A 15121-nucleotide genomic window follows, 5' to 3' on the forward strand; every position below is an offset into this window, starting at 1 on the left:
TAGTTATAATTGCATTCCAGCGCTAACATTCGCTAAAGATGCAAACCGATAACCAGAGATACAACCAAACTGGCTAGAAATAATATCTAGTGCCACCGCTCCCTGTTTAGTTTGTACAACTAACCCTGCTGATTTATTGATAGACAAAATCGTCCCCGCAGGCTCAATAACTCCATTTTGCTCAATCGTTGAGGCTTGCAGCACATTAAATTCACCAAGCTTAGTTGCTACAATAATTCCCCCATATAGAGGGTTACCTGCTTTTGCTGCAGCAACAAAATCATTGGCGTTATGATTTTTAAAAGATAAAGTTATGTCTTCGCGAGTGATTGGCTTTGCAGTATCTGACGCGTCATTCTTTTTATTTAATGGCTGCCAAGTAATAGTGCTGAGCTTCGTCATTACATTTACTAAAGCAGGCGCTAATGCTGAGGCAACTCGTAACGACAAACTTTGGTAAGTATCAAACGGGTGAATAGCAACAGGTTGCAGCGCTGTATTTTCATTACTGTTGAGTCTATGCAAAGTGATAGGCAGTTCATTTTGCAGTGTTCTGATATGCCAATATAAACTATTGGCCCATTGATGACTCTTAGCTATACCACAACACAGCCCATAAGCTTGGCCATGAAAAAAGTTAATAAGCTCATCATCCAGCGCTCTGGCTGTAATACACGAAACTGCGATTGATGCATGCCATTGATCAAGTTGTGCTATCAATTGCTCATTATTATTCCAACTGCTAAGGCTTATATTTAATGCTTCACATTGGGCGTGTAACTGTTGCAGCTCATGTTGATGGTGCTGTGCTTCATCATCAACAAAAACCACCGCAACCAGCAGTTTGGCTTGCAACAGCAAATCGATTGTAGGCATCGCCAAACAACTTGAAGTAAAAAGTACAACACGATTAACTTGCTGCATAACTCACCTGTTGCTCGGCTTTAGTTGGCAAAAACCCAGTTAATCCAGTTAGCTTGTAATAAAAAGTAATTTTATCTGTCGAATTCAGTAGTAAGTCATCCGCGGTTGAGCTTTGCGGCACAAAATCGATACATACATTGAGTAAAGGTAATGGGTGGGTAATGCCTGATTGATATTGAGTCAGCCAATGACCGTTATAAGTCATCACTTGAGCATAAAGCACCAATACATGCTCACTTACTTCTTGCGTATTTTCAGGGATTGCTAATGTGTTACAGCACACAACCTGCTGCTGCTCTAAATTAAGAATATCAAGGTTTAATAAACTATAGCGGTCAAGGGTCAGTACATTTCCTAATTCAATTCTTTCATTTAAAACCTCAGGGTTAGGTTCAACACTCACCTCCCCTTGTGCTGAAGCTTGCCACTGTTCGATATACTCACGTTGGCACTTAACTAATGCTGCATTAATAATGGTTTTACAAGGCAGCATCACACCGTGACTACTTAATTGAGCCGCAAAGTTTTTACAAATACTTAAATGCGCCTCTTTTGATAAACCATGTTGAAATGCTTCTGCGATAAAAATATCGTATGGTTTTTCCCCTTGATATAACACTGCATCACTTAAAAATACGCCATCAAAATAATCACTGAGTTCTAACTCATTTATTAACGCATTAAGAGACTTAATAGCACCGGGTTGAATATCGATAAGTGAAACTCGCACTGTTTTTGGCGAGATCAGGTTTTGTTTATCCATGTATAACAAAATGGGTAGCAATAACGGCGCAAAAGGCCCACATGCCGGATAGGCAATATTGATCTGCGCACTGCGCTTTAATAAGTCTGTTACCAACTCAAATATTGCCTTATAGAAACAGCTATTGCGGTGCACATCTTTAATTGTGGTGGTGCAATTTAAAACCGACATAACCAAACCATGCTGATTAATAAATTGCTCGGTTATTTCTGACTCTTGCAACTGAGCTTGATTAAGGCAATGCATTGCTTGCTCATAAGCGTCTGAAAATAAACGCTTAGTTAATGCATCATTATGAGCTTGGGCCACAGCTTGGCTGGCAATGGCTATAAATGATTGCTGCAAGGTTATTGCAGTTGTCGGTTGTTGAGTAAGCGAACGAATTTGGTTACGTAATGCTTGGTTTAGTAGCCCCGTAACCATCGGCTCTTCTGTCATATAAGCAGTAGCTGAGTTAGGCAAATGCAGGTTTGTCATCACAACCTCCTGCATTAACATTGAATTGCGTTGAATCATGTAATGCCCAGATCAACCCTTTAAGCCAGTCATTTACTTTACAATCTACAACCAAATTTATACGGGGTGTTGAGCCTGCATTTTTTACACTATGAACAGCATCTGCATTTATATACCAAGCACTATTATTGCTCATGGGCACGCGGTGGCCATCAACATAAAACTCAATATTGGCAGAGTAACCTAAACAAATGTGTATACGGGCCTGCTGTGATTTTTCAATACACAAGCCGTGATCCCGATGGGGTTTGATAAAAGAGTTTGGATGCAAACGCATTAAACGAGCCGACAAAATCTCGCACTCAAAACTAGCAAGCAGACTCTCAAATGCACTCAGTAACTCTAAATTGGGTCCGTCAATCCATTCACATGCAGCTTCAATAGCAAATGCCTGCAAAATACGATGGCTGTAACGATGCTCTTTAGGCACTTTAAGCTCAAGCACATCCCACTTACCCTGATATTCATCGGTATTAACATGCTCCACCCAAGTTAACTGCTCAGCAATTAACAGGTCATCAGCAAGGTTAAACTCACTAAGTGGGATAGGTAATTGAGTAAATGTAATCGGCTGAGTAAACATATTTAAGCAGTCCCTGAACTATGTTTACTGAGGATAGACAAATTCTTTGTTTTAAAATATTACAGCGTATTACAGCAACGCTGTAATAAATCGAAAACAATGGCTTTGTAGTCTAAACTGATGAAAATATTCATTAAGGTTGAGGCAAACTTGCAGCTTAAAGATCTCACCACTCAACATCTGGCTTTAATTTGCAATGAGCTAGCAACGTTGCGGTTACAGGCCGACCTCACCCTAGCACCAAAAATGCCGTACTTTGCAAATAAGCCATACCCGATAGGCCGCTGTAGAGAAATTCGTGACGAGATGTTCAATTTGTTGCAAATAGCCTTACAGCAAAGCCAAAAACCAGGGTTAAGTTTGCTCAGAGATGGTATCTCACAAGGTCATGTTATAAAAAAAGCATGGGGCTCACTGCGGGATGAATATTTTCAAAATGCCCTGATTTTTGGCCCCTGGTATATCGATGTTGCCAACGACACCGTCAATGCCAATAAACCTCGAGTAGAGATTTTGCCACTCGCCACATCGCAATTTTCAGCAATAACCAGCTTTGCGCAATTTACAAAAATTGCTCGCTCATATTGGCAAGTAGACATCTATAAAAATGACGTTTGCCCTGCATTAGCACCATACATGCCACTACTATGTGTAGGTAAAAACGGCGTAAGTTGGTTGGCAGCCGCCAATGACGATATGCTATCGCTAGCAATAGCGAGTCAATTTGAAGCATCCATAGCAATTCTTAATACATTACCAAGTCCTCCTGAACATATAAAAACACGGTGGGCGAACGTATTAGCCTCATCAAATAACAACCCATTTTTAGTTAATCACGGCAACCCTATTAATTATTGCCGTCAGTACCAACAAAGCTTACACCACCCAGATATTGCACAGCGCGATAGTGCCGTGATTGCGTATTCAAGCTTGCCAAAATCACTCTAATCTAAACCCACACAATGTAATACCCTGTAATAGAAAAGCCTGAAGTAATTCATATACTCCATATTGAGTACAGCGATGAGCTTTGCTCAAAACCTATTCAATAAACAATTTAAGGAGAAATTTATGAGTACATTTAAAGTGAATATCCCAGCAGGCCCAATCTGGGATCAAAAAGATGCCGAAGAAAAAGCCCCCGCCGTTGCCGCTGCACACCAAGGTAAATGGACGGGTCAATGGAATACCGTAGTAGAGAGCCAAATGAGTGTTGTTGAAGTTGAACTTGAAGTAGCAAATTCAGGTAGCCATTCATTCAAAACCAATGTATTAGCCGGCCCACTTTGGAGCAACGACGAAGCTCAAAAAAATAGGTAAAACAATCGCCGCTTCATATGGCGCAGAATTTACCGGCGAGTGGAAAACCATTGTAGAAGGCGTAATGAGTGTTATTGAAATCCAATATAACTTCTAGTCAGTAAAAAGCTAAATCAAACAGGTAGAGTGAATGGTCGAATATTGTGAAAAGGAATGAGTTCAACCTCAAGGTTAAACCATAGACTGGCTTTATTATGGGTTTTTAACCTTGTGAAAGATATCAAATTTGCGAAACGATCCACTTTCCCTCGTTGGTAGTATAAAGCGCTATAAAACCTAGGCTTATAGCGCTTTAACTGATTTAAACTAAAACGCTTTAACCCCTTGCCATGCTAATTGCAGCGCAAGTAACGTTAAAATCGCACGAAAAATAGCTTTAAATTTAGCCGTAGATATCCGCTGTAATAGTTTTAAACCAAGCCCAGTACCGAGCGCACCACTTATAATCATAGCTGTCACCAATGGCAACCACTGCCAAAACGAAAAGCCCACAAAGCCATACAAAATAGCTTTAAAAGTATGCTGCATACTCATACAAGCAGAGAAGGTAGCAGTATATTTTAACTTGTCGTAATTATTAACATACAAACAACTGCCTACCAACGGGCCACTCGCACCAACAAACATAGATAAAAATGTGGTGACAGCTCCCGCCATATAACGCCATAATTTTGAGGTTTCACGTAGCTTGGGTGTCACGCCCCATAGTAAATAAAGTACAAACCCCGCCACCACAATTTTCATCAACTCAAGTGGGATACGTGTCACAATAGACGACGCAGCAAACGCACCAATAATCCCGCCGAGTGAAAAGTATGCAAACATACTTTTATCAAGGTGTTTAAAAGTCAGCATAAAGCGATTAGCATTTGAACCCAACTGCACCAACCCATGCACCGGAATCACAATACTCATCGGCAATAACGACGCCATCACCACCAACAACATCAACCCACCACCAGCCCCAAAGGCAGCGGAGATCATCGACGTAACAGCCGACAAAATAATAAGCCCAGCTACGCTGAGCGGCGTTAATAAATCACCCGCTAAAAATTCCATCTAACACTACTTGGCAAGCAAAACAGAATAATGACGTTAGCATGATTAAAAACAACAAGCGAGTAGCCAAAGCAGCAGTAAAATAAAACGCTTATTACAACAAAGAGCAACAAGCCACCAGCTTTTCAAACAATAAAACACCTCGCTATAAGCATAAAAAAACCCACCAACCTGATTGCTCAAATTGGTGGGTTTTTTATGGTTTTCAAATCAACGAATTTAAAAACCTTTATTGGTGGAGCTGGGGGATTTGAACCCCCGTCCGAAAAGCCTCGACCGTCGGTACTACATGTTTAGTATTGTCATTTAATTAACCTTTAAGTCCCGGACAAACACGGTAAATAAAGGCGAGGCCGCTTAGTTTTAACGCTTCAACCCCGGCCAGGGTTTCCGTCGCGATCAGGTGTTAGGGTGACACTCCAGAATCCAGTCCACAAGAATACATGGAAGGAGCGCTAGCCAGCCTAAGCTGCTAGAGAGTAGTTATCGTCGTTTGCGATTACTTTAAATTGCGGCTTTTTTACGAGGCAAACCGCACCTCGACATGCACCTCGGGCTTCTTGAATTCCGTCGAATCCTAATCAGCCCCTGAATTAGTAAACTCATTCAGAGTGTGCAAGCAGTATAACTGACTAAGGTGCTGATACTCAAGACTCTTCAGAGCTTTATTTTATTAGCTCCCACTAAGTGGTGATTAATTAAACACAAAATGTGAATTATGCATTGTCCTGCAAAATAAAATAAACAATTACTTAACAAACCAGCATAGCTGTGCTCAAATAGCATACTAAACCACCATTTTGTATTAAAACTTTTAAATTAAGCATCTCGGTGAGTAATTAATAATAAAAACAGGCATATTCTAAAGGATGTTATAAATGTCGCTGTTTAATCATGATCCCCAAACGGGTTTTGTTGCGCTTGCTGAGCACCCAAAAAACAGTGGTTTCCCTGTTACTAGCTCGCAGTTAATAGAATTATTAGAACAATCTCAGTACGCCGACTTTGAAGTAGTCAGTGCTAATATTGGCAAACTGTTTGCTCCAAATAGTAATTATCAAGCTGATTCATTGATTATTGCGCGTGCGGTGGACGCCTCGCTACTCATTCAAATTGATGAAAAAAATATGGTTGCTGAAGCCACCTTAACTACAGCCCGAGGTGGTCAATTGATGTCTCTGGATAATGCCCGTGATGCGCTACTCGAAGCGGGAGTTATTCAAGGGATCAGCCAACGTGCATTAGATAGCTTTTTAGGTCAACAATTTGAAAAACCCGCAGGGGCTTCGTATAGCGCGATTGTAGCTCATGGCCGCAGACCTAAAGAAGGTAGCGATGCTAAATTTGTTCGCTTATGTTCAACAGCACAAGACCGTGTTTTAAGCCCACAAGCAAAGGAAGGTGGCAAAGTTGATATGCGTGATTTAGGCGCCATAATCACTGTAAAACCTGGTACCCCATTAATGCAGCGCATAGCGGCAACTCAAGGTGAAGATGGTTACACTGTGTTTGGTGACACCATTGCTGCTTGCCCAGGTAAAGACCTTCCTCTACAGCCCTTTGAAGGAACTAAACTCGACCCTGATAACCCTAATATGCTTATTGCTGATAGTAAAGGTGTACCCGTTGCATTACCACGTGGCATGCGTGTTGATGACGTATTATGTTTTGATAACGTTGATATTGGTACTGGTCATGTTGATTTTGATGGCAGTGTCATTATCAGTGGCGATATAAAAGACGGTATGCGTGTACGCGCCAGCGGTGACGTTACTGTATTAGGCTTTGTTGAATCAGGCAAAATAGACAGTGCCAGTGCAGTCACCGTGCTGCTAGGTGCAATTGGCCGAAAGCGTGAAGAGGGTGATGAGTTTACATGTAAGATAAAAGCTGCACGAACAATCTCATTAGGATACGCCCAATATTGTTTTATTGAGGGGCAACAAGATTTGTTTATTGATCGCCAAGCTCTCCACTGCGATTTAAGTGCGCGGCGGTTAATTAGGGTTGGTAAAGCGAATAACCCCAAGGGTAAAATTATTGGTGGTAGTATTTTAAATGCAATGCGTATTGAAACTGGCGAACTCGGTGCGCCTTCTGGTACTAAAACTAAGGTACACCTCGCCCAATATTGGCATGACTTACGACAAAAACAGATTCAAGTCTCTGACTTTGAAAAGCTACTGGCTACAAAAGCCGCATCACTTAAACAAGCGCGTAAAAAAGCAGTTAAAATTCCCGCAGCCGATAAGAGACAACTATTTTTAACTAAAATAGCGGCCAGTGAAGAGCAAATAAATATAAGAATTGCGCATATTAAGCGTAAGAAGCATTTAATTAAAACCAAAATAGCGCAGCTTTTAGCAACCAGCCGAGTAAAAGTTAATGAGCTAATGCACCCAGGTGTGGAATTAAAAATAGCAAAAGACTCAAAAAACTTTTCCCGTATTTACCCGCCTCATTTAGTAAAAATGAGTGAAGGAAAAATTACTCAGTCGTTTTAGCGGCTGAGTCTTGCGTTGATGCTTCAGTATCTGATTCGTCTTCAATTTCAGCTAGCGGCCAACCACCTAATTGCTGCCAACGATTCACTATTAAACAATATAACTCAGCTGTGCGCTCTGTATCGTAAAGTGCTGAGTGAGCTTGTTTGTTATCAAATTCAATCCCCGCAGCACGGCACGCTTTAGCGAGTACGGTTTGACCAAGAGCAAGCCCAGCTAAAGAGGTTGTGTCAAAACTGACAAACGGATGAAACGGTGTGCGCTTAATATTATTACGCTCAATGGCTGCATTTAAAAAGCCATGATCAAATGCCGCATTATGTGCCACAACCACAGAGCGCTGACAGCCCGCTGCTTTTTGCGCTTTACGTACTGCTTTACAGACTCCTTTTATTGCTTCGTCTTCAGGAACTGCGCCACGAAGTGGTGAAAAAGGATCAATACCGTTAAATTCAATGGCTGCCTGTTCAATATTGGCACCTTCGAATGGTTGAACATGAAAATGAACCGTGTGATCAATACTTAACAAGCCTTCGTCATCCATTTTTAAAATAGAGACCGCAATTTCTAGTAGCGCATCGGTTTCTTTATTAAAGCCCGCAGTTTCAACGTCAATAACAACAGGGAAAAAGCCACGAAAGCGTTTTGCGAAAAGTGTTTGTTCAGTATTTGCCATAGTCTTCTTGGTTTATGGATGTAAGCCTTCTATTATGACAAAATTGATGCCCTCTAGGCTAGGGGTTAAAGGATTTATTACATGATAAATTATAGGCATGTATATTGCTTATCTCTTAGTTGTATTAGTTAGGCTTATACATTACTAAACTAAGCCCGTCGCCTTATAAAGTCTGCCGTTTTTGATAAACAGGCTCTTATACTGGTTCATTAAGCCAAAATTTTGGCACGCTATAAAGCACATAGAAAAGTTAATATTGTTGGAGAACTCTGCTGTGAAGTTATCATCCTTATCTTTTGGTATCACAACAATTGCCCTACTCTCGAGTAGCTTGGCAGATGCTGCGATGCGCCAATACAGTGCCGATGCCGATACCTCACAATGGGAGGTGGTAAAAACCACTCGCTTACAATGTCAGTTAAATCATGAAGTTCCTTACTACGGCGAAGCCATATTTAGCACCACGGCGAGTAAGAACAAAGATGTGTTGTTTAACTTAGATATGGTGGTTAGGCCAGATAATTACAGCATCGCAGGACTAAAAGCAGTGCCGCCCTCTTGGCGAGCCGGCCTTGCTGCGCGTGATATAGCTAATATGAAGTTACTGCGAAAATTTGACGGTGAGCTTGGCAATAAAACAGCATGGGAAATGCTCACGGAGCTAGAAAAAGGTTACTACCCTACTTTTTATTATCAAGACTGGCAAAATAGTGCCGACAAAATTGCCGTCGGCCTATCAAGTATTAATTTTAAACAAGCTTACTGGGCTTTTTTGCAATGTCGTGATGAGTTACTCCCATACAGCTTTGAAGATATTTCATTTACAGTGATGAATTACCAACCCAATACCAGCACACTAACTAAATCATCACAACAGCGCTTAGATAAAATAGCTGAGTATTTAAAACACGATACCAGTATCGCTTCAATTTCTATCGATTCATACACTGATAGCTATGGTGGGCGTTGGAACAATTTAGAATTATCTAAAAAGCGCGCCAAAGCAATTAAAGATTATATGGTTAGTTTAGGTATTGATGAGTCAAAAGTTGAAACACAAGGCTTTGGTGAAAAGCGCCATGTTGCAACAAATGACAATATTTTAGGCCGAGATAAAAACCGCCGTTTAATTATTCAAATAGCAAAAATGTAAGCTTAATCTTATGAGGCTTGTTTTTTTAACTTGCCTCTTTTGCTGAACCACCCTTCGCCAAATTGAAATACAGCTAAACTTACCAAGATTATTACAGCTCCCATAATGAGTTGCAGATCTACAGGTTCGTTGTTTAACCATGCTCCTAAAGCAATAGCGAAGCTAGGTGTGATGAGCGTGGTTAATGCTACTGTGCTTGCTGCTAACTTTTGCAGAACATGAAAATAAGCAAGCGCGCCAATTAACGAGCCAAACACCCCTAAATAGACTATTGACCATAATGATTTAGCCGACCAAAGCGCACTATTGAGTTCACCATCAAGCAACCACCAAGTAATAAAGAATAAGGGGGTTACAAATATCAGAGCACCAAATGTTGTGGCCATTGGGTGTATCGCAATTTTAACGCGTTTGATCATGACACCACTTAAACTAAAAAAGCAGACAGCCAAAAATACAAATAGCAGCCCTTGCATTTGCATTAATGAGCCTTGAATATGCCTTTGACTGACCAAGTACAAACCGATTAATGCAAAAGCCAATGCAATGAGCTTTATTGCGCTGAACTTAGGTTCGTTTAATAACCGCTGAGCCAGTAGACCAGATAAAATAGGTGCTAAGCCAAAAGTTAATGAGATTAACCCTGACGGCACCGTTTTAGCTGCCATATAACTAAGTAGCATGCCACCATAAATACCAATACTAGAATAGACATATAAAAAACAAGCCCGACGATGCCAAGGAATACGCACATTTGCAATCGATACGACAAACGCCGCTAACACCAAGCCAATAAGCATGCGCATAAGCACCGCAAGGGTTGGAGCAACTGTTTCACTGCTAAATACGATGCCTAGCGGTGTTGTTGACCATATCAACACCATAAACAAATAAGATACTTTGACGTTCACCCGGCTATTCCTTTATGGAAGCGGTACAACACAGAAGAGAAAAAGAGGATTCTAACCGCGTTATACCGCGGTTAAAATAAAAACTATATTTTACCGCGACCCATACATGAGCGCATCACTGATAGGGTCAGCCATGGGCACAAAATTGAAGGTACTCGGTTAGTTAGTTGCATTTAATTATCTACTAAAAAATCTGTAAAAATAAGAATATATCTATACAAATATCAGACTTGGTTAATAAGTCAACATAAATTAGGTTTCAGTGAATAAATTAAGCACTGTATTGCACATGTAAATCATAAGTTACATTTAATTTCTTTGATTTATAACAAAACTATTTAAGTTTGCGCCAACTAGTTATATCTTGCTTGCCTCTCACGAAGTTTTAGAGGCAAAAAGTGCTTAAAAATAAAACAATAGGCAGCATGTTAATTGTTGCAGGTACCACTATAGGCGCAGGTATGTTGGCGCTACCGATTGCAAGTGCAGGACTTGGGTTTACAACCGCCCTTACATTGATAGTCGCTACATGGTTATTGATGACGTACACCGCATTACTTATGCTCGAGTTACACCAGCATGCTGAGCGCGATGCAACATTAAATACGTTAGCAAAATCGTGGCTTGGTAAGCGTGGCCAATACGTAGCTAATTTTTCTGTGATGTTTTTATTCTACGCATTATGCGCTGCGTATATCGCAGGGGGTGGTGCTCAATTACAAGAAAAGATAAATTCTGGGCTAAACTTAGAACTAGCACCACAAATTGGCTCTATTATACTTGCGGTTGTTATTGGCACCGTGGTCACCCTTGGCACAAGTAAGGTCGATAAACTTAATCGGGTGTTATTTAGTATTAAAATAATTGTACTTGCGAGCCTATTTTACATGCTTACTCCTTATGTCCATGGCCAGCATTTACTTGAAATGCCCATCGAGCAAGGGCTTATTCTCTCAGCCATTCCGGTTGTGTTTACCTCTTTTGGTTTTCATGGATCCATTCCTTCTATCGTTAAATACGTTGGCTTGGATATTAAAACACTGCGTCGCGTTATGATCGCAGGTGCTGCACTGCCACTCGTTATTTATATTTTTTGGCAACTAATTAGCCAAGGTATGATGAGTCAAGCTGAGCTTTTAACCAGCACGGGTTTACCCGGTTTTGTGACGAGCATGGCCAATATTGCCAATAATTCAGCGGTTTCAACGGCCGTTAATTTATTTGCCGATTTAGCCTTAGCCACTTCGTTTTTAGGGGTAAGTTTAGGCTTGTTCGATTTTTTTGCTGATGCATTTAAAAAAGGCGATGGAAGTAAAGACCGTATTAAAACCGCCTTGATTACTTTTATTCCACCTTTAGGTTTTGCCCTTTTCTACCCGCAGGGCTTTATCATGGCGCTTGGCTACGCAGCGATAGCACTCGTCATTTTGGCCGTATTTTTACCCGTCGCCATGGTATACCAACAACGTAAAAGCGAATATGCTGGCTACAATGTTAAAGGAGGAAACTTAGGACTTGCGATTGCAGGGCTATGCGGTGTGTTAATAATAAGCGCACAAGGCCTGCAAATGGCTGGTTTAATTCCTGCTATTGGTTAACTGGTTAACTGCAAATATTTACACTTTCCTATAACAACAAAAAAGGCACATTGAGTGCCTTTTTTGTCAATAAAATACAAGTCTCGCTTATTTAAGTTTAGTACTAAGCCTTTCAAATAACGCTGGTAGCTCTCTTTCTGCAATGGGTGGGCTATAATAGTAACCTTGCACAATGAAGCAGTTATTGTTCTGTAAAAACTCAACCTGCTCAACCGTTTCTACTCCTTCGGCAACAACATCTAGCTTAAGCTTTTGCGCCATCGCGATGATTGCTGCGGTAATTTCCATATCATTGGAGTCATCTGGAATATCTTTTACAAATGAACGGTCAACTTTTAATATATCAACAGGGAAACGTTTTAAGTAACTCAATGACGAATAACCCGTACCAAAATCGTCAATCGATATAGAAATCCCCAAGTCTTTAAGTTGATGAAGTTGTAATATCGCAGCTTCAACATTGCCCATTAACATGCTTTCGGTTAGTTCTAAGTGCAAGCGTTTTGCTGGGACTTGTGTTTTCTCAATAATAGAGGCAAGTAGTGGTACTAGGTTAGCGTCTTTAAATTGGCGCGCAGAGAGGTTGATAGAAATATTATTTTCACGTTCTTGTCTGGCTAACCTTGCAGCAAACTCACAGGCTTCTTGTAGCACCCATGCACCAAGCTCAACAATTAGGCCTGTTGCTTCAGCAATAGGGATAAACTTAGTCGGCGGGATCATGCCTTCGGTTGGGTGGAACCAACGAATTAATGCTTCGTAGCCCGTAACTTGCTGCGTTCTACAATCTACCTGTGGTTGATAATATAGTAGAAACTGACGCTCTTTAATTGCTAAGCGTAATTCATTTTCAATAAATAAACGTTCATTAGCAGCAGCGTTAAGCTCTTGGCTATAGAAGTGAAAAGTATTTCGCCCTTTTGCTTTCGCCTCATACATTGCTAAATCAGCATGTTTTAATAGCTGATCTTCTTCTTGACTATCGTATGGTGCCATTGTAATTCCGATACTGGCACTTATAATCACTTCATTATTGCCTAACATAATAGGCTCATTTAGTGTTCTTTGTATTGTATTGGCCACCTCTGTGGCGTGCTCTTGTTGTTCAATGCCACTGAGTAGTACAGCAAATTCGTCGCCGCCTAAACGAGCTATTGTATCTTCAGCACGCAAGCGTTTTTTCAACCGGTTTGCCACTTCAACGAGCAATTGATCACCAGCATCGTGGCCAAGTGTATCGTTTATCCGTTTAAACTCGTCTAAATCAAAATAAAATAACGCAAATGCATAATGTCCGCGCTCAGCAAGTGCCATTGATTTACGTAATTGCATTCTAAAAAAGGTACGATTTGCCAGCCCAGTTAAGGTATCAAAGTATGCTAATTGCTCCATTTTGCGCTGGCTTTCTTTTACGAACGAAATATCTTGAGCAGATGCCACATAACTGGTGATCTCCCCCACCCTCTTCACGAATAGGCGAAATACTCAATGAAACCCAGATAGGCGCTTTATCTAACCCTTGTATTAAGGTATCACCGCGCCAATAATTTCGGCTGCGTAGATCTATATCTATGTCATCCACCAAAATAGCCATTTCATCAGCAATAATGCTTAACAGTGGCGACTGCATAAAGTGCTTTTCGCTAAATTTGGTCATTTCTAGCATTTTTGGATTAACGTACTCAATCACAAAATTATGATCGGTTATCACTACCCCAGTGCCAGAGAACGCTACAGCCTTTGAAAGTCTATTTGCCGCTTTTTCTGCGATTTCTTTTTCAGTGATCCGCTGATTTAAACCATCAATAAGTTTACGGATCTCCACCGCCATATCACGAAAGGAACCATTTAAAGTACCTATTTCGTCTTTATTTTCTTTTGGAAATTCAATTTGTAAGTGTCCTTTACCAAAACTCGTGACTGCATGCACTAAAGAGTGGATTCGGCGTAAAACAAGTTGATACAACGCTTGGTGCAATAGCAAAGCGACTAAAATGGCATATAAAATAAATAAACCAAAAAACTTTACTTTAAGTTCTTGCAACGCAGATAGCGCCGAAGAACGCTTTTTATAAATACCGATATACCAATCTAAGTGCTCAACTTTACGGATATTAATAATGTGGGTTTCACCATCTTGAATAAATGAATCAGCATTTTTTGGCAATTTCATTTTAATCGTTTGATTTATAAGCTGTTGTAAATCTGTATTAACAAAATCACTGGTACGTAGGGGTTGACCAGCTTGGCCATATTGTTCGTACTTATTTTTGGTCAACTTTGGATGCGCAAGTAGTTGGCCTTTACTGTCAAATACAAACAAGTGCTGATCGTTATCACCTACGGGAAGTTGCGATATTAATGTTTCAAGAGCCAGATCACTGCCTGTAACGCCAAAAAACTCATTATTAATATAAATTGGCACCAATACACTAATAACCCATTTATGCCAGATTTGATCATAATAAACTTGTGACCATACGGCTTCGCGCGTTGGGTTTAGTGCTTCTTTAGCGTAGTTAAAACTGCTGCCATCAGTAAACTGGTGCTCACTGGCAACATTAAGTGCCCAATTAGGTGGCGCAATACGGATAAAATTATCTTTTGAGATCAGATAAAAGTTAAAAAAATCTTGGATCAAAGTGGGGAAACTATTTTCCATAATGACTCAGAATCATTAATTAGTTTTTTATAAAACGGAGTGAACTCTTGCTGCGGTAAAAAAGCTGCTGACAACCCGTCTTCTGACGCGCTACGAATACTGCCATCTGCATCAAAACTTAATTTAGCATTTTGGCTGCTTGCCAATTGAGAAGAATTATAGAAAAGTTGACTCGATACAACTGTATTCGCTTGCTCTGCAATATTAACCTTTGTTTTCACTAGGTTATTAAATTGCTGGTTCAAACGTTCGCTAGATAGCTTCAGCACTTCGTGTTCTTCAAACACGAGTTGTTTTTCTTCAGATTTAAGCATTAGTGCAGCCGCACAAATGCCGGCGATCAAACAAATCGCTGAAATTAACAGCGACAGTTTCATACTTAATGAATTAACACCAAAACGTGATGGTGGGCGTCTATACACCACAAGCCAACCTTATTTATTAATAATTGT

At 40.5% G+C, this 15121-nt stretch carries 11 protein-coding genes, 1 other RNA gene and 1 pseudogene; 5 read left to right on the forward strand and 8 right to left on the reverse strand.

What is annotated here, in order from left to right; genetic code table 11:
• Positions 1-3 precede the first annotated feature (3 nt).
• From ACU8V8_RS10860 to ACU8V8_RS10870, 3 genes are read right to left on the reverse strand one after another with little or no spacing between them, the layout of a single operon-like run.
• A complete protein-coding gene (locus ACU8V8_RS10860; RefSeq protein WP_446887487.1) occupies positions 4-924 on the reverse strand; it encodes a hypothetical protein in 921 nt (306 codons plus the stop codon).
• The gene (locus ACU8V8_RS10865) at positions 911-2164 is read right to left on the reverse strand and encodes a hypothetical protein (RefSeq protein WP_446887488.1); all 1254 of its coding nucleotides are present in this window, start codon (positions 2162-2164) and stop codon (positions 911-913) included. Before ACU8V8_RS10865 ends, ACU8V8_RS10860 begins: the two co-directional genes overlap by 14 nt.
• On the reverse strand, positions 2142-2786 hold the full coding sequence (locus ACU8V8_RS10870; protein WP_446887489.1) for an aspartyl/asparaginyl beta-hydroxylase domain-containing protein: 645 nt from the start codon (positions 2784-2786) through the stop codon (positions 2142-2144). Before ACU8V8_RS10870 ends, ACU8V8_RS10865 begins: the two co-directional genes overlap by 23 nt.
• 246 nt (positions 2787-3032) lie before the next feature.
• Between ACU8V8_RS10870 and ACU8V8_RS10875 the strand changes: the two genes are divergently transcribed.
• Together ACU8V8_RS10875 and ACU8V8_RS10880 are read left to right on the forward strand one after the other, a co-directional pair.
• Entirely contained in the window at positions 3033-3734 is a 702-nt protein-coding gene (locus ACU8V8_RS10875) for a hypothetical protein (protein WP_446887490.1), read from the forward strand.
• A gap of 123 nt (positions 3735-3857) precedes the next feature.
• Positions 3858-4106 (forward strand): mannan-binding lectin, encoded by a 249-nt coding sequence (locus ACU8V8_RS10880; protein ID WP_446887491.1) that lies wholly within the window; start codon positions 3858-3860, stop codon positions 4104-4106.
• Between the two features lie 306 nt (positions 4107-4412).
• Here ACU8V8_RS10880 and ACU8V8_RS10885 read toward each other — a convergent pair whose 3' ends face one another.
• Positions 4413-5165, reverse strand: coding sequence for a sulfite exporter TauE/SafE family protein (locus ACU8V8_RS10885; RefSeq protein ID WP_446887492.1), 753 nt, complete (start codon positions 5163-5165; stop codon positions 4413-4415).
• Between the two features lie 233 nt (positions 5166-5398).
• Positions 5399-5754: a transfer-messenger RNA gene (ssrA, locus tag ACU8V8_RS10890) on the reverse strand.
• Positions 5755-6043: 289 nt separating this feature from the next.
• Between ssrA and ACU8V8_RS10895 the strand changes: the two genes are divergently transcribed.
• Positions 6044-7669, forward strand: coding sequence for a DUF342 domain-containing protein (locus ACU8V8_RS10895; RefSeq protein ID WP_446887493.1), 1626 nt, complete (start codon positions 6044-6046; stop codon positions 7667-7669).
• On the opposite strand, the gene rnt is transcribed toward ACU8V8_RS10895, so the two are convergent.
• Positions 7653-8345 carry a ribonuclease T gene (rnt, locus tag ACU8V8_RS10900; RefSeq protein WP_446887494.1) on the reverse strand — a complete coding sequence of 231 codons (693 nt, stop codon included), beginning with the start codon at positions 8343-8345 and terminating at the stop codon, positions 7653-7655. The genes ACU8V8_RS10895 and rnt overlap by 17 nt on opposite strands.
• A 274-nt stretch (positions 8346-8619) precedes the next feature.
• Between rnt and ACU8V8_RS10905 the strand changes: the two genes are divergently transcribed.
• Positions 8620-9498: a flagellar protein MotY gene (locus ACU8V8_RS10905; RefSeq protein WP_446887495.1), complete on the forward strand. Its 879-nt coding sequence runs from the start codon at positions 8620-8622 to the stop codon at positions 9496-9498.
• Positions 9499-9506: 8 nt separating this feature from the next.
• On the opposite strand, the gene ACU8V8_RS10910 is transcribed toward ACU8V8_RS10905, so the two are convergent.
• On the reverse strand, positions 9507-10409 hold the full coding sequence (locus ACU8V8_RS10910) for a DMT family transporter (RefSeq protein WP_446887496.1): 903 nt from the start codon (positions 10407-10409) through the stop codon (positions 9507-9509).
• Between the two features lie 398 nt (positions 10410-10807).
• Here ACU8V8_RS10910 and ACU8V8_RS10915 point away from each other — a divergent pair, with 398 nt between their 5' ends.
• Positions 10808-12007 carry an aromatic amino acid transport family protein gene (locus ACU8V8_RS10915; RefSeq protein WP_446887497.1) on the forward strand — a complete coding sequence of 400 codons (1200 nt, stop codon included), beginning with the start codon at positions 10808-10810 and terminating at the stop codon, positions 12005-12007.
• Positions 12008-12094: 87 nt separating this feature from the next.
• On the opposite strand, the pseudogene ACU8V8_RS10920 reads toward ACU8V8_RS10915, so the two are convergent.
• Positions 12095-15094, reverse strand: a pseudogene (locus ACU8V8_RS10920) (bifunctional diguanylate cyclase/phosphodiesterase).
• Positions 15095-15121 lie beyond the last annotated feature (27 nt).

It is taken from the genome of Pseudoalteromonas sp. SaAl2 (assembly GCF_052947895.1).